17 protein-coding genes and 1 pseudogene are annotated in these 20,332 nt (G+C 65.4%); 14 read left to right on the forward strand and 4 right to left on the reverse strand.

Going from position 1 to position 20,332, the window contains the following annotated elements:
* Entirely contained in the window at positions 1-1,218 is a 1,218-nt protein-coding gene (locus BM175_RS17800; protein ID WP_090965438.1) for an amidohydrolase family protein, read from the forward strand.
* 549 nt (positions 1,219-1,767) lie between these two features.
* Here BM175_RS17800 and BM175_RS17810 read toward each other — a convergent pair.
* The 4 genes from BM175_RS17810 to BM175_RS17825 all read right to left on the reverse strand — a co-directional run bounded on the left by BM175_RS17810 (position 1,768) and on the right by BM175_RS17825 (position 6,241).
* Entirely contained in the window at positions 1,768-3,270 is a 1,503-nt protein-coding gene (locus BM175_RS17810; protein ID WP_090965442.1) for a tripartite tricarboxylate transporter permease, read from the reverse strand.
* Between the two features lie 3 nt (positions 3,271-3,273).
* On the reverse strand, positions 3,274-3,945 hold the full coding sequence (locus tag BM175_RS17815; RefSeq protein WP_090965444.1) for a tripartite tricarboxylate transporter TctB family protein: 672 nt from the start codon (positions 3,943-3,945) through the stop codon (positions 3,274-3,276).
* A gap of 161 nt (positions 3,946-4,106) precedes the next feature.
* Positions 4,107-5,090: a Bug family tripartite tricarboxylate transporter substrate binding protein gene (locus tag BM175_RS17820; protein WP_090965446.1), complete on the reverse strand. Its 984-nt coding sequence runs from the start codon at positions 5,088-5,090 to the stop codon at positions 4,107-4,109.
* Between the two features lie 35 nt (positions 5,091-5,125).
* Positions 5,126-6,241, reverse strand: coding sequence for a 4-oxalomesaconate tautomerase (locus BM175_RS17825; RefSeq protein ID WP_090965448.1), 1,116 nt, complete (start codon positions 6,239-6,241; stop codon positions 5,126-5,128).
* A 95-nt stretch (positions 6,242-6,336) separates the two neighbouring features.
* Here BM175_RS17825 and BM175_RS17830 point away from each other — a divergent pair, with 95 nt between their 5' ends.
* From BM175_RS17830 to nagA, 13 genes and pseudogenes are all read left to right on the forward strand, one after another.
* Positions 6,337-7,278, forward strand: coding sequence for a LysR family transcriptional regulator (locus tag BM175_RS17830; protein ID WP_090965450.1), 942 nt, complete (start codon positions 6,337-6,339; stop codon positions 7,276-7,278).
* A 171-nt stretch (positions 7,279-7,449) separates the two neighbouring features.
* Positions 7,450-8,587 (forward strand): annotated as a pseudogene (locus tag BM175_RS17835) (IS3 family transposase).
* A 336-nt stretch (positions 8,588-8,923) separates the two neighbouring features.
* On the forward strand, positions 8,924-10,048 hold the full coding sequence (locus tag BM175_RS17840; RefSeq protein WP_244546060.1) for a GNAT family N-acetyltransferase: 1,125 nt from the start codon (positions 8,924-8,926) through the stop codon (positions 10,046-10,048).
* 32 nt (positions 10,049-10,080) lie between these two features.
* Positions 10,081-10,908, forward strand: a complete 828-nt coding sequence (locus BM175_RS17845) for a MurR/RpiR family transcriptional regulator (protein WP_090965454.1) — start codon at positions 10,081-10,083, stop codon at positions 10,906-10,908.
* Positions 10,892-11,782, forward strand: a complete 891-nt coding sequence (locus BM175_RS17850; protein ID WP_090965456.1) for an N-acetylmannosamine kinase — start codon at positions 10,892-10,894, stop codon at positions 11,780-11,782. The genes BM175_RS17845 and BM175_RS17850 overlap by 17 nt, the downstream gene beginning before the upstream one ends.
* Before the next feature lie 104 nt (positions 11,783-11,886).
* A complete protein-coding gene (locus tag BM175_RS17855) occupies positions 11,887-12,594 on the forward strand; it encodes an N-acetylmannosamine-6-phosphate 2-epimerase (protein WP_090965458.1) in 708 nt (235 codons plus the stop codon).
* Positions 12,591-13,619 (forward strand): Gfo/Idh/MocA family protein, encoded by a 1,029-nt coding sequence (locus tag BM175_RS17860; RefSeq protein ID WP_090965460.1) that lies wholly within the window; start codon positions 12,591-12,593, stop codon positions 13,617-13,619. Before BM175_RS17855 ends, BM175_RS17860 begins: the two co-directional genes overlap by 4 nt.
* Before the next feature lie 49 nt (positions 13,620-13,668).
* Complete coding sequence (locus BM175_RS17865; RefSeq protein ID WP_090965462.1) at positions 13,669-14,964, forward strand: ABC transporter substrate-binding protein; 1,296 nt, start codon at positions 13,669-13,671, stop codon at positions 14,962-14,964.
* Between the two features lie 65 nt (positions 14,965-15,029).
* The gene (locus BM175_RS17870) at positions 15,030-15,902 is read left to right on the forward strand and encodes a carbohydrate ABC transporter permease (protein ID WP_210284083.1); all 873 of its coding nucleotides are present in this window, start codon (positions 15,030-15,032) and stop codon (positions 15,900-15,902) included.
* Positions 15,902-16,714 carry a carbohydrate ABC transporter permease gene (locus BM175_RS17875; protein ID WP_090965466.1) on the forward strand — a complete coding sequence of 271 codons (813 nt, stop codon included), beginning with the start codon at positions 15,902-15,904 and terminating at the stop codon, positions 16,712-16,714. The genes BM175_RS17870 and BM175_RS17875 overlap by 1 nt, the downstream gene beginning before the upstream one ends.
* 11 nt (positions 16,715-16,725) lie before the next feature.
* Positions 16,726-17,823, forward strand: coding sequence for an ABC transporter ATP-binding protein (locus tag BM175_RS17880; RefSeq protein ID WP_090965468.1), 1,098 nt, complete (start codon positions 16,726-16,728; stop codon positions 17,821-17,823).
* 73 nt (positions 17,824-17,896) lie between these two features.
* Positions 17,897-18,922: an SIS domain-containing protein gene (locus tag BM175_RS17885; protein WP_090965470.1), complete on the forward strand. Its 1,026-nt coding sequence runs from the start codon at positions 17,897-17,899 to the stop codon at positions 18,920-18,922.
* Complete coding sequence (gene nagA, locus BM175_RS17890; protein WP_090965472.1) at positions 18,922-20,076, forward strand: N-acetylglucosamine-6-phosphate deacetylase; 1,155 nt, start codon at positions 18,922-18,924, stop codon at positions 20,074-20,076. Before BM175_RS17885 ends, nagA begins: the two co-directional genes overlap by 1 nt.
* Positions 20,077-20,332: the final 256 nt, after the last annotated feature.

The following is a 20,332-nucleotide window of genomic DNA, read 5'->3' on the forward strand; positions in this document are numbered from 1 at the left end:
ATGGATCTCGTGCTGCGCAATGCTCGCGTCGTGACGGACGGCGACCTCGTCGATATCGGCGTCAGGAACGGTCGGATCGCCGCGATGGCGCCGAACCTTGGTGCTGCCGCTTCCGAGCGAGACGCGGCGGGACGGCTGGTGTTTCCAGGTTTCGTCGACTGTCATATCCATCTCGACAAAGCCTACATCCTCGACCGCTGCACGATCTGCGAAGGCACGCTGGCGGAGGCCGTGCGCGAGACGGCGCGCGCGAAGGCGGCGTTCACCGAGGAGGATGTCTACGCCCGCGCCGCCCGTCTGGTCGAGCAGGCGATCCTGCACGGGACGATGCTCTTGCGCACGTTCGTCGAGGTCGATCCGCGCGCCGGGCTTCGGTCGCTGGCCGCGATCCGGCGCATCAAGCACGACTACGCCTTCGCCGTCGACATCGAGATCTGCGCCTTCGCCCAGGAAGGGCTGACGCAGGAACCCGAGACGGAGAACCTTCTGTCGCAGGCGCTGGCTGCCGGCGCCGATCTCGTTGGTGGCTGCCCCTACACCGATCCGGATCCCGCGGAGCACGTCCGGCGCATTTTCGATCTTGCGGAACGCTTCGGCACGCCGGTCGACTTCCATGCTGATTTCGATCTCGATCCCGAAGGGTCCGCGCTCCCCCACATCATCGCGGAAACGGAGCGACGCGGTTTTGGTGGGCGCGTTTCGGTCGGCCATGCGACGAAGCTTTCGGCGTTGGAGCCGAATGCGGTGGAAGCGATGGCGCGGCGTCTGGCAGCGACCGGCATCGCCGTGACCGTCCTGCCCGCGACGGATCTCTTCCTCACAGGCCGCGACGCCAGACGCCTCGTGCCGCGCGGTGTGGCACCTGCCCACCTCCTGCGCCAGTTCGGCGTCACCGCGACGATCGCCACGAACAACGTCCTCAACCCGTTCACGCCGTTCGGCGATGCCTCGCTGATCCGCATGGCGAACCTCTACGCCAACGTCGCGCAACTCGCCCGCGACGATGAGATGGACGCCGTCTTTGCGATGGTCTCGGCGGATGCGGCGCGGCTGATGGGGCGCGCCTATGGTCTTCGGATCGGCGGTCCGGCGGACCTTGCCTTGCTGGACGTCGCAAGCTCATCCGCTGCCGTCCGACAAATCGCTGCACCGATCGCATCGTGGAAGAGCGGGCGCTTGGTCATGGAACGGCCGGCCGGCAGGATCTTCCATCCATGAAAGCGTGTCGAGGGTCAAACTCTTCAAATCACGGAACGTCGCGGTTCGTGATAGAGGAGCGTCTCCTTCGTATTCGGCATCGCCCGGCAGCTTCCTCGCCGATCTCGGAGGAGAGATGCCGGTCCGCTTCCGGTCCGGTTGCGTCGTTCCCTTGCGGCGGGACTGGGTAGTCTTCTGATTATCCGCTTCTGGACGAACAACGCGAATAGCAGCCGTCGAATCCCAAGACTTCACTGGCCTCCCTCGCCGGGTCGATCGCCCTCAGCTTGCGCCGGGCGTCGATGGGAAAGTCGACCTCGGTGACTTGTCCGAGCTTCGCTCCCTTCTGACTTCGATGCCGAGCCTGGACGGTAGTGTGCATCGAGGTGCGGTCGACATCCGGGGTCTTGGTATAGAGGTCGACCTCGTCGCCCACATGGAACGGCTTCAGGGACCGCATTGGCTCGATGGCTGCCGTCGCGCCAATGCGAGAGCGCCCGCCACGACCGATCTTCGCAGAACGGAGTGGCGGGCGCGTCGGGTCGTCTATCCGGGCGGATGCGCTGCAAGCTACTCCTGGAACGCTTCGTCGCGGCTCTTGCGCAGGCTCGGCAGGAGCGAGACGACAAGGAGAACAGCGGCGATCACGAGCAGCGAGGCCGAGATCGGACTCTCGACGAAGGTCATCAGGTCGCCGCGCGACATCAGAAGTGCACGGCGGAAGTTTTCTTCCATGAGACGTCCGAGCACGAAACCGAGGAGCAGCGGGGCGGGCTCGAAGCCGAGCTTCGAGATCAGGTAGCCGATGAAGCCGAAGACGGCGATCATCAGCACCTGCACGGGCTCGGAGTTGATCGAGAAGATGCCGATGCAGCAGAACATCAGGATCGCCGGGAACATCAACTGGTAGGGCACCTTCAGGAGCCGCACCCACATGCCGATCATCGGCAGGTTGATGACAAGGAGCAGCAGGTTGCCGATCCACATGGAGGCGATCATGCCCCAGAAGAGATCGGGCGTGTTGGTCATCACCAGCGGCCCCGGCACGATGCCGTGGATGGTCATCGCGCCGACCATCAGGGCCATCACCGCGTTCGGCGGAATGCCGAGGGTCAGGAGCGGGATGAACGAGGTCTGGGCACCCGCATTGTTGGCGCTTTCCGGCCCGGCGACGCCTTCGATCGCGCCCTTGCCGAAGCGGCCTGGCTCCCTGGCGATCTTCTTCTCCAGCGAATAGGCGGCAAACGGCGCAAGCACTGCGCCGTTGCCCGGCAGGATGCCGAGGATGGAGCCGATGAGCGTGCCGCGTGCGATCGGCGCGGCGGACTGCCTGAACTCCTCGCGGCCCGGCAGGAGGCGGCCGATCGTCTGGCGCACCACGTCGCGCGTTTCGACATTGTCGAGATTGCGCAGGATCTCGGCAATGCCAAAGACGCCCATGGCCAGAACAGCGAAATCGATGCCGTCGTAGAGGAAGTCGAGGCCGAGCGTCATGCGCGACTCGCCCGTCTCGATGTCGACGCCGACGCACGAGAGCAGGATCCCGACAAGGATCATGGCGATCGCTTTCAGGATCGAGCCATGCGCCAGCACCACCGCGAAGACGAGGCCCATGACCATCAGGGAGAAGTACTCGGCGGGGCCGAACACGAGGGCGAGACCCGTCAGCGGCTTGGCGAGAGCGGCGATCGTCAGCGTGGCGACCGTGCCCGCGATGAAGGAGCCGATCGCCGCGATGCCGAGCGCCTGTCCGGCACGGCCTTGCCGGGCCATCTGGTGGCCGTCGAGGGTGGTGACGACGGCCGTCGCTTCGCCCGGAATGTTGACCAAGATGGCGGTGGTCGAGCCGCCGTACTGGGCGCCGTAGTAGATGCCGGCCAGCATGATCAGCGCGCCGACCGGGTCGAGGCCGAAGGTGATCGGCAGGAGCATCGAGATCGTGGCGATCGGGCCGACGCCCGGCAGGATGCCGACCAGCGTGCCGACGATGCAGCCGACGAGGCAGAGGCCGATGTTCTTGAGGGTCAGGGCGACGGCGAAACCGAGGCCGAGGTTGGAGATGAGGTCCATCATGGCTCAGATCGTCCCGTCATGGCCGGCGACATCCATCGCCGGAGGCGCCTTGCCGCGGGTTGCCAGGAAAATGAGGGCGGCTGCGGCGAAGAAGACCGCGGAGGTCACGCGAAGCGCGGTCTTGTAGGACCAGCCGGAGAACAGCACGTCGGCAAGCGGGCGCGGCATGATCGGAATCGGCAGGTTCAGCATGTCGCCGAAGAGCAGCATGCAGAACGGCGTGAGGCTGAGCGCGAGGATGGCGAGGTCGCGCAGCCGCGCATGCGGGGAGGCGAAGCCGCCCACGACGATGGCGAGCGGTCCGGCGAACACGAGCCCGAGTTCCACCGTGTCGAAACTGGAGAAGTGCATCGGCTTGATGGTGAGGGCGAAGAGCGCGATGCCAGCCATGACGAAGAACGGCCCGCGCAGCGTCCAGACGACCGGTTCGGCATCCGAACGGCGCGTCGCGCCTGCCACGACGAGCGCCACGCCGCAGATGGCGATCAACACGGCGACGGCCTGCGGCAGCACGGCCGGGCCGACCGAGCGCAGCGTTCCGCGCGAGATGTCCGAGGTCAGCCAGAAGGCCAGCGCGGCAAGGGCGATGAGCACGAGGCCGGCGGCGATGTTTCGCGGATCGGCGCCCGCGCGTGGGTGCGCGTGCGGCACCACCGAACCCTTTGCGGTGTTCATGGGCGTATCTCTCCCTGATCTTGTCGAAGCGCCCCACCGTTCATGCCTCCCGGCTGGACGGCGCCGCAGTCGTTTTCTGCGGAGGCGATCGGCGGCGGTTCCGCCGCGACTGCTCGGAATGCGCCTGCCCCGGCCCGGGCCGGGTCGGGCGCCCGGACGGGTCAGTCGATGCTGATGCCGGCGTCGGTCAGGAAGGACGCCCAGCGCTGGGACTCGGCCTTCATCATGTCGCCGAACTCCTGCGGGGTATCGCCGACGATGACGGCGCCCTCCGCCTCGAGGCGCTCCTTCACGGTCGGGGCGGCGAGGGCCTCGACGGTAGCCGTGCGCAGCTTCTCGATGATCGGGGCCGGCGTGCCCTTGGGGACGGCGAACCCGTACCAGGCGGCCGACACGTAGTCGGGATAGCCGCTCTCGGCGATGGTCGGAACGTCCTTCAGCGAGGCGACACGCTCGGTCGTGGTCACGGCCAGCGGCACCATGTCGCCGCTGTTCATGAGGCCGAGTACGGAGGGAAGGGTGGTGACCATGAAGTCGCCGCGACCGCCCAGCATGTCGTTGAGCGCCGGTCCCGCGCCCTTGTAGGGCACGTGTACCGCTTCGAGGCCGGCCTGCGACAGGAAGAGCTCGGTGGCGAGGTGGCTCGCCGAGCCGTTGCCGGCCGAGCCGTAGGTCAGTTCGCCCGGGTTCGCCTTCCCGTAGGCGACGAGGTCGGCGAAGGACTTGTACGGCGAGTTCTTCGACACCACGAGCACCAGCGGCGACTCGGCGATCAACGTCACCGGATCGAAGGCGGTGAGCGGGTCGAGCTTCATGTTCTTGAACAGGTGCGGGTTCACGACCATCGGGCCCTGGTTGGCCATCAGGACGGTGTAACCGTCGGGATCGGCGTTGGCGGCCTGCTGCGAGGCGACGTTGCCGCCTGCCGAGCCGTTGTTCTCCACCACCATGGACTGGCCGAGCTTCTCGCCGACGCCGTTGGCTACGAGACGGGCGATCGCGTCCGTGCCGCCGCCAGCGGCATAGGGCACGATCAGCTTGACCGGGCGGCTCGGGTAGTCATCCGACTGCGCGAAGGCGGCGGGCGCGGACAGGAGCGAGGTGGCGGCAAGCGCCAGGGCACAGAATAGGCGACGGTTCAGCATTTGAATCCTCCCAAGGATGCGTTGTCTGGTTGTGGTCAGTGAGCTGCCGCAAGCTCCGCGACGGAGTCGGACAGGATGACGTTGCCCTCGAAGATCCGACGGGCGGTCCGGATGAGGCTCGCCCGGCGCACGGTGCCGTCCTCGGCGGTCTCGAGTTCGATGTCGATCTTGCCGCTGGGATGCTCGACGAGGACGGTTCCCGTGCCGTCGACGTCGTCGGCGGCTGCAAGATCGAACGCGATGGTTCCCGGGGTGCGGGCCGCGACGGCCACGCACAGCGCGCCGGTGACGGCGTGCGCCTTGTGGGTGCGGTGGGGCACGAGGTAGCGCGAGGTGATCGTGCCGTCCGTTCGGCGCGGCTCCGACAGGATCCCGATCTTGGGCACGACGGCGTTGGACACGTCGCCAAGACCCATTCGCCGCCCGGCCTCGCGGCGCATGATCTCAAGCCGTCCGAAGAGGTCGCGCCGGGCGTCGAGCTCGTCCGGCGTCTCGTTGCCAGCCAGCCCGAAGTCGGCGGCGCGCACCAGCATCATCGGCATGGCGTAGTCGACGAGGCTCACCTCGATGCCATCGATCGTCTCGCGCCGCTCGCCCGTCGGGAACAGGCCGCTCGTCTTCGAGCCGGTCGCGTCGAGGAACGTCAGCTTGATGGGAGCCGCCGATCCGGCGACGCCGTCGATCTCGGCGACGCCGTCATAGGTCACGGCGCCGCCCGGCGTCTGCACCACCGCGTGGATGCTCTTGGCCGTGTTGCGGTTGAAGATGCGGACCGTGGTCTCGCTCTCTCCGGGTTGGACGAGACCGGCCTCGATCGCGAAGGGACCGACGGCCGACAGCATGTTGCCGCAGTTGGGATTGGTATCGACCACGGCCTGCGTCACGCCGACCTGGGCGAAGAGGTACTCGACGTCGATATCGGGACGCTCGGACGGCGAGATGATCGCGACCTTGCTGGTCAGGGGGTCGCCGCCACCGATGCCGTTCACCTGGAGCGGATCGGGCGAACCCATCATCTCGATCAGCACACGATCGCGGTTGGCGGGATCGGCTGGAAGGTCGCGTTCCAGGATGAACGGACCACGCGACGTTCCACCCCGCATTAGAACGGTGGGAATGCGCTTGCGCGGGAAATGCGACTGGATCGACATGGCTCTTGCGTCCGATGCACCAATGACCTGTATTGATGCGAATACGCCGGACAAGCTGAGACGTTAAATGCAAAGATTCAGAGGTTTGTTGCGACATGAGCATCAATTGTGAAATGCTGGACCTCAGGGCCTTCCTTGCTGTCGTCGAGCTGGAGGGGTTTCACAAGGCCGCGGAGGCGCTCAACCTCTCCCAGCCCGCGTTGACACGGCGGATCCAGAAGCTGGAGGCGGCGGTGGGTGCCTCGCTTCTGGAGCGAACGACCCGCCGCGTGGCGCCGACCGCGGTCGGGCGTGAACTCGTGCCCCTCGTCAAGCGTATGCTCGACGAGTTCGACACCTCGCTCTTCTCGGTGCGCGAGCTCGGGCAGCGGCAGTCGGTGGTGGTGACGATCGCCTGCCTGCCAACGGCGGCCTTCTACTTCCTACCGCGCGTCATCAAGCGGTTCAACGAGCAGTACCCGCAGATCCGTTTCCGGATCCTCGATCTCAGCGCCTCGGACGGACTTGCGAGCGTCGCGCGCGGTGAGGTCGAGTTCGGCATCAACCTGTCGGCCTCGTCCGATCCCGACCTCCAGTTCATGCCGCTGATGGACGATCCGTTCGTATTGGCGTGCCGGAAGGACCATCCGCTGGCCGCAACGGGAGGCCCGATCCGGTGGTCCGAGCTGGAGGGACACCGACTCATCACCGTCGGGCGCACCAGCGGCAACCGGACGCTGCTCGACGCGGCGCTGGCGCGTTCGAACCTGCGCCTGCAGTGGTTCTACGAGGTGACCCATCTGTCGACCTCGCTCGGCCTCGTTGAGGCCGGTCTCGGGGTTTCTGTGCTTCCAAGCTTGGCGACGCCGCAGGACGATCATCCCTACCTCACCACTCGTCCGCTGGTGGAGCCGGACGTGTCGCGGTCGATCGGAGTGGTGCGCCGTCGCCAGAGCCGCTTGTCACCCGCCGCGGGACATTTTCTTGAAATGCTTCTGGGGGAATGGCGCGAAGTCACTGACGACCCAGGCATCCCATCGGTGAGCCGGATGGGTTGAACCAACCCTCAGTCGCCCCTCGTGCCGTAAATATTCCGCCTGAAGCATCAAGGTTAAGCAACGTTGCATTTATCGCAAGTCGAAAAGCATGCCAGTGGTCCTGACCCGTGAAACTGGTCCGGACTGTGTGAGAATTTTCGGGCACGTTTTCTCGACGAGAGGAGAGAGCCGATGCCCAAGAAACGGTTCACGAACGAGCAGATCGCCTTTGCCCTGCGGCCAAGCGGAGAACGGCACGCTGGTTGGCGAGATCTGCCGCAGTTCGAGCGAAGACCGATCGGTCCAGTGGATCGATCGGCGCGAGAACGGGCGTTGCCGAGGCGACGTTCTATCGCTGGAAGAAGGTCTATGCCGGGATGGGCGTTTCGGAGATCCGGCGCCTGAAGCAGCTCGAAGAGGAAAACGCGAAGCTGAAGCGGCTGGTCGCGGATCTCAGCCTGGACAAGACGATGCTGCAGGATGCCCTGCAAAAAAAGTGGTGAAGCCCGTCCGGCGCCGCGAGGCAAGTCCGGCACTTTCAAGCGGCGTTCGCCGTGTCAGAGCGCCGGGCCTGCCAAGCCAGCGGCTTTGGACGGGCCTCCTATCGCTACAAGTCGCGCCGCGATCTTAGCGCCGGCGCTGCGCATGCGGTTGAAGGACTTGGCCGCGAGCCGGGTTCACTATGGGTACAGACGTCTGCACGTCCTGCTCCAGCGGGAGGGCTGGGTGATCAACCACAGCCAAGTCTATCGGCTCTACAGCGAGGAAGGGCTGTCGAGCCGCACGCGCAGCCCGAAGCGCCGTCGGTCATCGCGGTACAGGGTGGGGCGGGCTGCAGCGGAGCATGCCAACAAGGTCTGGTCGATGGACGCGCGTGTCGGACCGGCTGTTCGACGATCGGCCGTTCCGGATCCTGACGATCCTCGACTGCCATACGAGAGAAGCTCTTGCGACCTGTGCGAGGACGAACTTTCGGGCGTATCAGGTCACCGAGGAACTCGACCGGCTGGTCGCCCTTCGCGGCAAGCCGACGAGCATTCGGGTGGACAACGGCCTGGAGTTCGCCGGTCGAATGCTCGACCAGTGGGCCTACCTGAACAAGGTCGAGTTGGACTTCTGGAGGCCTGGAAAGCCGACGGACAACGCCTTCATCGAGGCGTTCAATGCCCGCCTGGGCAGCGAATGCCTCAACGCCTCTTGGTTCCTGTCCATAGCCGATGCCCGGTCTCGGATCGAAGCCTGGCGGAATGACTACAACCACCACCGTCCGCATACGAGCCTGGGCAACTTGACCCCGGCCGAGTTCGTGGATCAACTCAGAAGAGCTTGAGAACTCTCATGACGCCTGGGCCAGAGTCCGGGTCAGGACCGGTGGAAAGCTTCCGGTCCGCTTTCGGACAAGGATTGGCCAGAACTGACATCGGCGATTGTCAGTCGATCCATCAGACCGGGGTGCCGAACACCAGCACGTAAATGAGGATCGAGCCGACCATCCTCAGCATGCCGTCGATCATGTTGGCTTCGAAGATGATGTCCATGTCGCGTGCTACGCCTTCCGGCGACGCAAGGTCAAAGTGACCAGTCACAACACTCACTTGATGAAGGAAATTTTTACCGATAGATCTATGATGAAGATAATCGACATGAGGCCGTGATGGAGCGAGCGATGACAACCGACGCGGAGCGGATCGGATGGCTGATGCGCATGGCCTTCGGCATGACGGAGGCGCGCACCCGCGAGTATCTCGATCACGTCGGGACTGACAGTTTCCTTGTTCTTCGCTCTGGAAAGGAAGTGTCGGCTTGTGCCGCTCTTCTTCCGACACGCCACCGGTTCGGCGGCGGATGGGTGCAAGCTGCCAACATCGCCCACGTCGCCATTGCGCCGGAAGCCCGCGGAGGAGGTCTCGCCAGGCCGTTGGTGAACGGCTTGGCCGAATTCGCCCAGGAGGGCGGGGCCGCCATGGTCACGCTTTTCGCCTCCGCGCGCCCGGTCTACCGCAAGTGCGGCTTCGAGCTGGCGGGAAGTGAGATTGTCTACGAGGCGGAAACACAGGCACTGCCGCTGCGGACCGATCTGGCGTTCGCATCCGTCGCGCTCGATGATCCGAGATTACGCGAGGCGTACGATGCCAAGACGATCATCGAGGCCGGCCTGCTCGATCGAACGCAGGCGCACTGGCATGAGATCATCCGGGAGCCGCGCGACGGCCTATCCGCATTTGTCATCGGGGAGGGGCCACTCTCCGCCTACGTGATCCTCGATGCCTCGGATCCAGGTCTGCTGACGGTACGCGACTGGTACGCCAGCACCGGCCGGGAGGCCGCGGCCCTCCTGACGTTCTTCGGACGCTTTCGTTCCGTCTACCCGCTCGTGAGATGGCACGGCGGGCCACACGACGACCTGGTGGCCGCCATGCCCGACAAGGGGTGGCGGCTTGCGCACCAGGAGGACTGGCTTGCCCGCATCCTGAACCCGAAGGCAGCGCTCGAAGCGCGCGGGTATCTCGTGCGTGAAGCGGTCCTAAACCTGCACATTGCGAACGAAGCGGGGGACGGTTCCGAGATCGCTCTTGAGATCGCAGGGGGGAAAGCCCGGGTCCGGAACGGATCATTGTCCGGCGCCCCATCGCTGACGATCGCGTTGCCTTTCTTTGCCTCGCTCTTCACCGGCTATCGATCCGCATCGCACCTTCGCCGGCAAGGGCATCTCAAAACGGACGAGGAAGGGGTCCGCCTTGCCGATCTCGTCTTCGCCGGTCCTCCTCCATGGCTCGCGGAGCACGTATAGGGTCGCTTCAACGACCACTGGAGACGCATGACATGTCGCAGGCCCTTCTCGCGAAGCTGAGGTCGCTCTCGAGCGACATGACGCCCGCCCTCGCACGCGTGGCGGACGCCGTGCTCGCCCAACCGGAGACGACCCTCTATCAAAGCATCACGGAGCTAGCGGAAACGTCCAACTCCTCCGAAGCCAGCGTCATGCGCTTCTGTCGCGACCAGGGTTTCTCCGGCTTCCAGGACTTCAAGCTCGCGCTCGCCAAGGAACTGGCGACCGACAACCGGGCAGCAGGTGCCGGGGAGCCAACCGACGACATTCAGCGGCTCGTCGAAACGGCGGTTGTGGCGCTGCGTGAGACCGAGCAGTTGATCGTGCGGGCCGACATTGCAACCGCGGCCGAACGCCTCCTGCGGGCGAACCTGGTCGAGAGCTTCGGGGTCGCCGCCTCCGCGATCACGGCGCAGTATCTGGCCTACAAAATGTCCCGCGTCGGTCGCGTCTGCCGGTCACACTGCGACGCCTCGCTCGCCATCATGGCGGCCGGCACGGCGCCCGGGGATACAGTCCAGGTCGTCGTGTCCAGTTCGGGATCGACGATCGACGCGGTACGCGTCGCCGAGGTCGCACGGTCGAGCGGCGCCTTCGTGATCGGCATCACCAACCGGGCGAAGAGCCCGCTGGTCGCGGCATGCGACCTGACCCTCGTGGCGTCCTGGCCCGAGACACCACTCACCGGCGGGGCCTTCCCGTCCAAGATCAGCCAACTGCTCATCGTCGATGCCCTGATCGGGGAAATGGGTCGCCAAGACCCCCGTCGCCTCGCCACGGCTGAGAGAACCGCGGAAGTCGTCAGTGACCGAAGTTTCTAGCCTGCCCGTCCGGGCCATCGACATAGGTGGTACCAAGATCGCGCTCGCCACCGTCGAGGGAACGAGCGTCTCGAACCGACACCAGTTCGCGACGCCGCGCACCGGCCGGGGCATGGATCTCGTCGCAGCGATCGCCGACGCCCTCCGCCGCATGCCCGGAGACGGTCCGGTGGCGGTCGCCACGACGGGAATGGTGGACGAGGGTCGCCTCACGGCGCTCAACCCGAACACGCTACCGATCGAGAATGGCTTCCCTCTCGTGGACATGCTCGCCGAGGCCATCGGGACCGTTCCGCTCCTCGTCAACGACGCCCAAGCCGCGGCCTGGGGCGAGTATCGCTACGGTGCCGGTTGCGGTTGTTCCAACTTCGCGTTCATGACCGTCTCCACGGGCATCGGGGCCGGCATCGTGGTGAACGGTGAGCTTCTTGTCGGACGGCGCGGGCTCGCCGGGCATCTTGGGCACGTCGTGGCCGACCCAAATGGCCGGCGCTGTGGTTGCGGGCGGCAGGGTTGCCTGGAGACGATGGCTTCCGGAACGGCGCTGGCGCGCTTGGGTAGCGACGCGCTCGGGGAGGCGATCGGTGCACCGGAACTCTTCTCCGTCGCGGCGGGCGGAAACGGGATCGCGAACACGGTCATCCGGACTGCTGCGCGCCATGTCGCCAACTCGCTCGGCGACTTGTCCGCTGTCTGCGACGTCGAACGCATCGCGCTTGGTGGCGGTGTGGGGCTCGCGCCGGGCTTCCTTGAACTGGTGCTCGATGCCCTCAAGGAACTTCCGCAGACCTTCCGGCGCGACGTCGTAAGGGCCGAGGCGGGACCCGATGCAGGTCTTGTCGGTGTCGCCGCGCTTGCCCGCCAAATGCGGTGAAGGAAATTTTCATTGAGAAAAAAATATTGACGGAATTATTCTTTTAGCCTTAGCTGTGTTTAGCATCGGCGGAGTCGATCCGCACAAGCGCACGAAGGCTTCTTGTGACTCCGACACAACTCTCCAAACTCTCGAACACGCTTGTCGTCTCCTGCCAGGCCGAGCCCGGCCTACCGCTCGACGCACCGACGCATATCGAGGCGCTGGCCCGTTCCGCCGTGATCGGCGGTGCTTCGGGACTGCGCATCCAAGGGGTTGCCAACATCCGTGCGGTTCGCGCCGCTACCGATCTTCCGCTGATCGGCCTCCTGAAGGTCGATCGACCCGGTACCGACGTCTACATCACGCCAACCGTCGCCGACGTCGAAGCGGTCATCGAGGCTGGGGCCGACATCATCGCATTCGATGCGACCGACCGCGTCCGTCCCGACACAGTCGCCACTCTCTGCAAGACGGTAAAGCACGCCGGTCGCCTGTCCATGGCCGACATCAGCACCGCGGCCGAAGGCGTGGCAGCCATGGAGGCGGGGACGGACATCGTGAGCACGACCATGTCGGGCTACACGCCGCACTCGCGCAAGCTTTTAGGGCCTGACTTCGAGCTGATGCGCGAACTCGCCGTCGCGGGCGTGCCCTTCGCAGCCGAGGGGCGGATATGGACGGGCGAGGAAGCGCGCCACGCCTTCGAGCTCGGTGCCCGTTTCGTCGTGGTCGGCAGCGCGATCACCCGGCCAGACATGATCACGCGGCGCTTCATCGACGAGGCACTGCGCAACCCTTCCCGGATGTTCGAAGGACACGCCGCAGAATGAGCGACACCAAACGCATCGCCGTCATCGGCGCGGGCTTCATGGGCTCCATGCACGCCTCGATCTTCGCCCGCCTGCGCGGTTGCGAACTCGCCGCCATCGTCGATCCGAACACCGCGCTGGCAACAGGTGTCGCCGAGAAGCTCGGCGGAGCGAAGCCTGGCACTGCCAAGGTCTACGCCTCGCATGACGAACTTCTCGCTAACGAGCGGCTCGACCTGATCAGCATCTGCACGCCCGACAACCTTCATCTCGCACCCGCACTCGCCGCGGCCGAGAAAGGTGTAAACCTCTTCATCGAGAAGCCCATCGCGTCCTCGCTGGACGAGGCGAGGCAGATCGTCGAGGCCTGCCGCAAAGCCGGCACGAAGCTCGGCATCGGCTACCTTCTGCGCTTCGACCCTCGCTATGCCCACGCCAAGGAACTGATCGCGACGGGTCGCACGGGCGCGCCGATCCATCTCTACGCCCGCCGCAACAGCGCTCGGACGGAAGGGCCGAAGCGCTACGCCGGCAAGCTTCCGCTCGCCCTGCACGTCACCGTGCACGACGTAGACCTGGCCCTTTGGATGCTGGAGGGACAGAAGCCCGTCACCGTCTATGCGCAAGAAACAGACCGCCTTCTCGGCCCCATCGGGACACAGGACACGATCGCCGCCATTGTCCGCTTCTCCGACGGCACGGTGGTGAACTTCGAGAGTGCTTGGTCGCTGCCGTCGGGCGCACGGCACATGATCGACGCCCGCCTCGAGTTCATCGGGACCGAGGCCTCCTTCGAGATCCAGTGCGGCGATAGCGGCCTCTACTTCGCCGACAACGAACGCTCCCAAGAGATCGACACCCAGCACTGGCCGATCGTCGGCGGCAGGGTCGAGGGAGACCTGAAGCGCGAGCTCGAAGGGGTCATCGACTGGCTCGATGGCGGCAATTCCCCCGTCGCCACGGGAGAGGAGGCGATCGCCTCGCTCGAACTGACGCTGGCCATGATCCGGTCGGCCGAGACAGGCGAGGTCGTCCGTCTCTCGTAAGTGCAGTCCAGCCACGGGTGGCAGCGCCACTTTCAAGAGGAATTGAAGCATGATCAACAGGCGTAACCTTTTGGCGGCCACCGCGGCGGTCGGTATGCTCGCCGCGTTCCCGGAAGCCTCCGTGGCGCAGGACAAGCCGTTCGACGGCGTGCAGCTTTCGGTGTTGATGGAAGGCCATCCCACGACCGACGCCATCGGCAAGATGCTGCCGGAGTTCACGGAAGCCACGGGCATCGACGTCGCCCTCGAGGTGGTGCCCGAGCAGGACATCACGGCAAAGACCCTTCTCGAGTTCTCCTCGCGTTCCGGCCGCTACGATGTCGTCCAGAACAACATCATCTACGTTCCGGGATTCGTCGCCTCGAAATACATCGTCCCGATGGACGAGACGCTGGCGAAATATCCACAGTATTTCGACAAGGCCGACTTCGTTCCCGGCTACTTCAACACCAACGTCGTCGACGGAAAGACGTACGGGCTTCCCGTGTACGGCGAGAGCACCTTCCTGATGTACCGGAAGGACCTCTTCCAGGAATACGGGCTGTCCGAGCCCAAGAGCTTCGAGGACATGGAGGCCGCGGCCAAGACGGTCTCCGAGGAGACGAACAAGCAGATCGCCGGCATCACCATGCGCGGCCGTCAGGGCATCGAAGGTGTCTACGTTTGGGCCGCCTACCTGTGGGGCTTTGGCGGCTCGTTCCTCGACGCGTCGGGCAAGTCCGCATTGGCGACGCCCGAGGGGATCGCGGCGCTCGACGCCTTCACCAAGGTCCTGCGCGACTACGGCCCGGTGGGCGTCGCCAACTTCGGCTGGGAGGAGAACCGCCTCCTGTTCCAGCAGGGCAAGGCCGCAATGACGCTCGACGCTACCGTGAACGGCGCGTTCAACGAGGACCCCACGATCTCGGCGGTTGCCGGGAAGGTCGGATACGTTCCGGTCCCGATGAAGTCCTCGTCGCCGAAGGGCGGTTCGTCCTCGCTCGCGGTCCACAGCCTCTATGTGAACGCCGACTCCCAGAACCAGGAGGCGGCGGCCGTCTTCGCGGCTTGGGCCACCGCGAAGGAGCAGCAGCTCAAGTCCATGGAGACCGACCCGAACTCCGGCGTTACGTCGCTTGCCGCGCTCAACGGCGAGTCCTTCGGCAAGCGCTACGGGGCCTTCAAGGACGCGATGCTCGCCGCGATCGAGCAGGGCAACCCGCAGTACCTGCCGACGATCGACAAGGCCAACGAGGTGATCAACAACACCGGGATCGCGGTCTCCAAGGCCCTTGCCGGCGCCGAGAGCGCGTCCAACGCCCTCAAGGAAGCCGATACGGCCAACAACGCCGCGCTCGCCCGCTGATCCCGGATCGACGGGGACCGGGACAGGTTCGTCCCGGTTCCCCTCGTCAACGCAAGGTGGCTCCCTTGACGACACTCGCCGATCCGACCCGCTACTTCCACCGGCCGATCGTCGCCGCGCTCGGCGTGGTGTCCGTGATCCTGACGGCCTACGTCGTCTGGCTGACGCTCCGAGACGTCTCCCTGTTGCGGGCGGGCCAGGACACCTTCGTGGGCACGGCCAACTACGCCCGGCTGTGGAACGATCCGCGTGCCATATCGGCGCTGGTCCGGACCGTCTTCTTCACGGTGCTCGCGACAGGCATCGAGGTTGCCCTCGGCTTGGCGATCGTTCTCTTCCTGGACCGCAACTTCGCCTTCAAGCGCCTCGTCCGGGCTCTCCTGCTCGTTCCGATCATCATGACCCCGGTCGTGGTCGGCCTGACGTGGCGGTTCATCTTCGATCCCGCGACTGGCATGGCGAACTACTCGCTGTCCCTGCTGGGCCTCGGTCCGATCGACTGGCTCGGCAGCACCGACGTCGCCCTGTTCTCGGTCCTCATCGCCGACGTTTGGCAGTGGACGCCCTTCGTGGTCCTCCTGGTCATGGCCGGCCTCGAATCCGCGCCGACAGACCCAATGGACGCGGCGCGTGTCGACGGCGCTCGCGAATGGCAGGTGACATGGTACATCCTCCTGCCGATGCTGCGCCGGGTGCTCGCGGTCGTGGCGCTGATCCGGGCGATCGACTCGATTAAGGCCTTCGACCTCTTCTACATCATGACCCGCGGGGGACCGGCGCTGTCCACCGAGACGCTGAACTACTACGGCTACGTCGCCGCCTTCACGAATTTCGACATCTCCTACGCCCTGACGATCGCCCTGGTGCTGACGGTGTTCACCAACGTCGCGCTCCTCACGATGTACGGCGTCCTCTTTCCCAAGTCCGGAGAGCGCTGATGCTGAAGCGCATCCTCTTCTACGTCGCGCTCGCCCTTCTGATGGCGGCCGTCCTGTTCCCGCTTTACTGGGTGGTCGTCACCTCGTTCAAGACGAACCGCGACGCCTTCGCGATCCCGCCCGTCTGGTTCTTCGAACCGACCATGGACAACTACCGAAAGATCCTCGCCAACCGGGGCTTCCTGACGGCCTTCGCCAACAGCTTCGTGGTCTCGATCGTCTCCAGCGCCATCGCGGTGGCGATCGGCGCGGTGGCGGCCTACGGCCTTGCATCCCAGGACGCGCCGTACCGACGGTCCCAGGAGAAGTTCATCCTGACGCTGCGCATCGCACCGGCGCTTCTCTTCGTGATCCCGGTCTACTTCCTCGCCACCCGGATCGGCGCGCTCAACACGCATTGGCTTCTGATCGCGGTCTATGCCTTCATCAACGTACCCTTCGCGATCTCGCTGCTCCTGACCTTCTTCGCCGACGTGCCCAAGGAGCTGCGGGACGCTGCCCGGGTCGACGGGGCCCGCGAGTTCACTGTGTTCGCCCGCGTGTTCCTCCCGGCGGCCAAGGGCGGCATCGTTGCCACGATGATCCTCTGCGTCCTGTTCACCTGGAACGAGTTCTTCATCGCACTCGTCCTGTCTGGCCGCAGCACCCAGACGCTGCCTGTCAGCATCACGTCCTTCCTCACGTTCCAAGGCATCCAATGGGGGGCGCTGACGGCTGCCGGCAGCCTCATCATGCTGCCGATGATCATTCTCGGACTTCTCGTCCAGGGCCAGATCGTCCGTGGCCTGACCCTCGGCAGCGTCAAAGGTTGACGGAACCCATCATGGCCAAGCTCTCGATCCAGTCCGCCCGCAAGTCCTACGGTGAGATTCCGGTCCTTCAGGACGTGTCCATCGATGTCGAGGAGGGCGCGTTCGTCGTCCTGCTCGGACCCTCGGGGTGCGGGAAGTCCACGCTGCTCCATGCCATCGCCGGCCTGCATCCGATCGACTCCGGGCGCATCCTGATCGGCGACAACGACGTGACACGGCTCGCTGCGCGCGACCGCGACGTGGCGATGGTGTTCCAGTCCTATGCGCTCTATCCGACCATGACAGTGGCGGACAATATCGGCTTCCCGCTCAAGATGCGCGGTACGAACAAGGTCGAGGCCCGCCGCCAGGTCGACGAAGTCGCCCGGCTCCTCCAGATCGAGCCGCTGCTTGCCCGCTACCCCCGCGAACTCTCGGGCGGTCAGCGCCAGCGAGTGGCGATCGGCCGGGCGCTCGTGCGCGACCCCAAGCTTTTCCTGTTCGACGAACCCCTGTCGAACCTCGACGCCGCGCTGCGCACCGACCTTCGGGCCGAGATCAAGCGGCTGCACCAGACGATCCGGCGGACGATGGTCTACGTGACCCACGACCAGATCGAGGCGATGACCCTCGCGACCAAGATCGTGATCATGAGTAAGGGCGTCGTTCAGCAGGCCGGCACGCCCGCCGAGATCTACCACGAGCCGGTCAACCTCTTCGTCGCCCGCTTCATTGGGTCACCGGCCATGACGCTTCTGAAGGGTCGCATCGAGCCGCTGACAAGCGGATGCGGCTTCCGCATCGCGAACGGTGACGGCAACGCCTTGTCCGACGCGATCCAGCTTCCGAATTCCGATGCGCTGCGGGCACTTCAGGGACGCGAGCTTCTCGCCGGAGCCCGTCCCGAGAACGTCGACATCTCCGCGTCGTCCGCGGCAGGTCCGACCGCGGTGGTCGACCTCGTTGAGCCGACGGGTCCCGAGGACATCGTCACCCTCAAGATCGGGGGCCAGACCTCGATCGTCCGACGACCGGCCGGGGCGGTGTCGCAGGGACAGACGGTCCGCGTCCACCTTCCCGCAGACAAACTCATGCTGTTCGACCCGACATCCGGTCAGCGTCTGCTCTGATGTCCGCATCCACCGAACAAAGCCCGACGCAGGCGCGATGCCCTTTCCCGGGTCGACGAACGAAGGAATGCCCATGCAGACGCCGACCCTCATGCAACGCGAGGTCGAGGAGACGCCGGAGGCCGTCGCAAGGTTGCTCGCGCAGTCCGGCGACCAGTTGCAGGAAGCTGGAAGGCTCCTGCGCGATCTCGACCCTCGGAGTCTCGCGACGATCGCACGCGGCTCGTCCGATCACGCTGCGACCTTCTTCAAGTATGCGACCGAGATCACCACGGGGCTCCCCCTCGCCTCGCTCGGTCCCTCGCTCGTCTCGGTCTACGGCACCCCTCTGCGGCTTGCGGGTGTAGCGGCCGTCGCGATCTCGCAGTCGGGGCGCAGCCCAGACATCGTCGCCCTTCTGGAGGCAGCCAGGGCAGGGGGCGCCCGGACGTTCGCCTTGGTGAACGTGCCGGACTCGCCCCTGTCCAAGGCTGCCAATCTCGAGATTCCGCTACGGGTCGGACCGGAGCTAAGCGTCGCGGCGACCAAGAGCTTCGTCGCATCGGCGGTCGCAGCCATCGCGGTTCTGGCCCACTGGCGCGAGGACGCGGCGCTTCTGGCGGCGATCGAGGCATTGCCCGACCGATTGGCCGAGGCTCTCGATACGGACTGGTCCGCGGCCCTCGAGCCCTGCCGGACTGCCACCTCGCTCTACACGACCGGACGAGGTCCTGGCTTCGCGATTGCCTCCGAGGCGGCGCTGAAGATGAAGGAGACCTCGATCCTTCATGCCGAGTGCTTCTCGGGTGCCGAGATCGTCCACGGGCCGGTCTCCTTGGTCGGGGAGGGCTTCCCGGCCTTCGCCTTCCTGGTGGACGACGCGGCCCGACCCGGCATGCAGGACCTCTGCCGGCGGCTCGACGGGGCCGGCGCCCGTCTCTTCGCGATCGGCGAGAGCCCGGTCGGGACGAGGTTGCCACATGCCGAGACGGGCCATCCCCTGACCGAGCCCCTGTCCATGATCCTGTCCTTCTACCGCTTCGCCGAGGCCCTCTCGCGGGCTCGGGGGCACGATCCCGACAACCCGCGTGGCTTGCGGAAAGTGACGGAGACGGTCTGATGGATCGCTTCGCCTTGACCGGAGCGGCGGTGTTCGATGGGGAGACGACGGCGGACGGCATGGCTGTCATCGTACGGGACGGCCTCGTTGAGGCCGTCTGCCAAGTCGCCGATATTCCGGATGGGATGTCTCGTGTCGAGCTTGATGCCGGCTTGCTTGTCCCAGGCTTCATCGACATCCAGGTGAACGGCGGCGGTGGGGTTCTTCTGAACGAGACGCCGAGCGTCGAAGGCGTTCACGCAATCTGCGAAGCGCATCGCTGCTTTGGATCAACGGCCCTTCTTCCAACCGTGATCACTGATCGCCCGGAGGTGACCTTCGCCGCGATCGACGCGGTCGCTGCCGCCATGGCGGCGGGCGTGCCCGGCTGCATTGGCATCCATGTCGAGGGACCATTCATCTCAACAGCGCGAAAGGGTGCGCATGACCCTTCGCTGATCCGGAAGATGACCGACAGTGATGTTGATCGACTTGCGGCGACGAGCGTTCGCCCCCTGCTCCTGACCGTTGCGCCAGAGAGTGTCTCGAACGAGCAGATCGCCCGGCTGAGCGGAGCCGGAGTTCTCGTCTCGCTCGGCCACAGCGATGCGGAGTTCGAGAGGGCAACATCCGCGTTCGACGCGGGCGCCCGATGTGGCACCCACCTCTTCAACGCGATGAGCCAGCTTAGCCACCGCAAGCCCGGGCTCGTCGGAGCCGTCCTGGAACGGGACGACGTCTGGTGTGGGATCATCGCCGACGGGCACCACGTCCATCCAGCCGCGATCGGAGTCGCACTGCGCGCCAAGCGCGGCGTCGGTCGCGTTCTGGCGATCACGGACGCGATGCCGACGGTCGGTGTTGCTGACGACGTGTTCTGGCTCAACGGGCGTCGGGCGACGCGTCGCGACGGGAAGCTGACCCTCGACGACGGAACTCTTGCCGGATCGGACCTCACGATGATCGGCGCTGTGCGCTACCTGACCGACGTCGTCGGCGTTCCCTTTGAAGAGTCTCTGCGCATGGCGGCAACCTATCCCGCCCAGTTCCTGCAAGACCATGCACGCGGCCGTATCGAAGCAGGTCGTCGCGCTGATCTTGTCTGGTTGAATTGCAGCGGCGAAGTCGGGGCGACCTGGATCGGAGGCGGAGTTCATCGGGTTTCTGCTTCGTGAGGGTTTAAGCGTCGCCCTCGGACGCTTGAGGCGTGGGTATACGTCGGTCAAAACGGAAGGACTGCTTCCGGGCATCCGCTTCGTCGAGTCCGGTGGGCGGATCTGGTTGGTTTCCAAGCCGTCCGGTCTGGAGTAACCGCTTGAGATAGCGGACCCATGTTCGATTGGTTGGAAGTTGGGCGCTGGCCGAACCAAAGGTTGGTGCCATGCCAGCACCGCTTCGTCGCCGACGTGCTTTGGTGTAGGTCTCTGAATA

The sequence above is a fragment of the Aureimonas phyllosphaerae genome (assembly GCF_900113065.1).
Lineage (GTDB): Bacteria > Pseudomonadota > Alphaproteobacteria > Rhizobiales > Rhizobiaceae > Aureimonas > Aureimonas phyllosphaerae.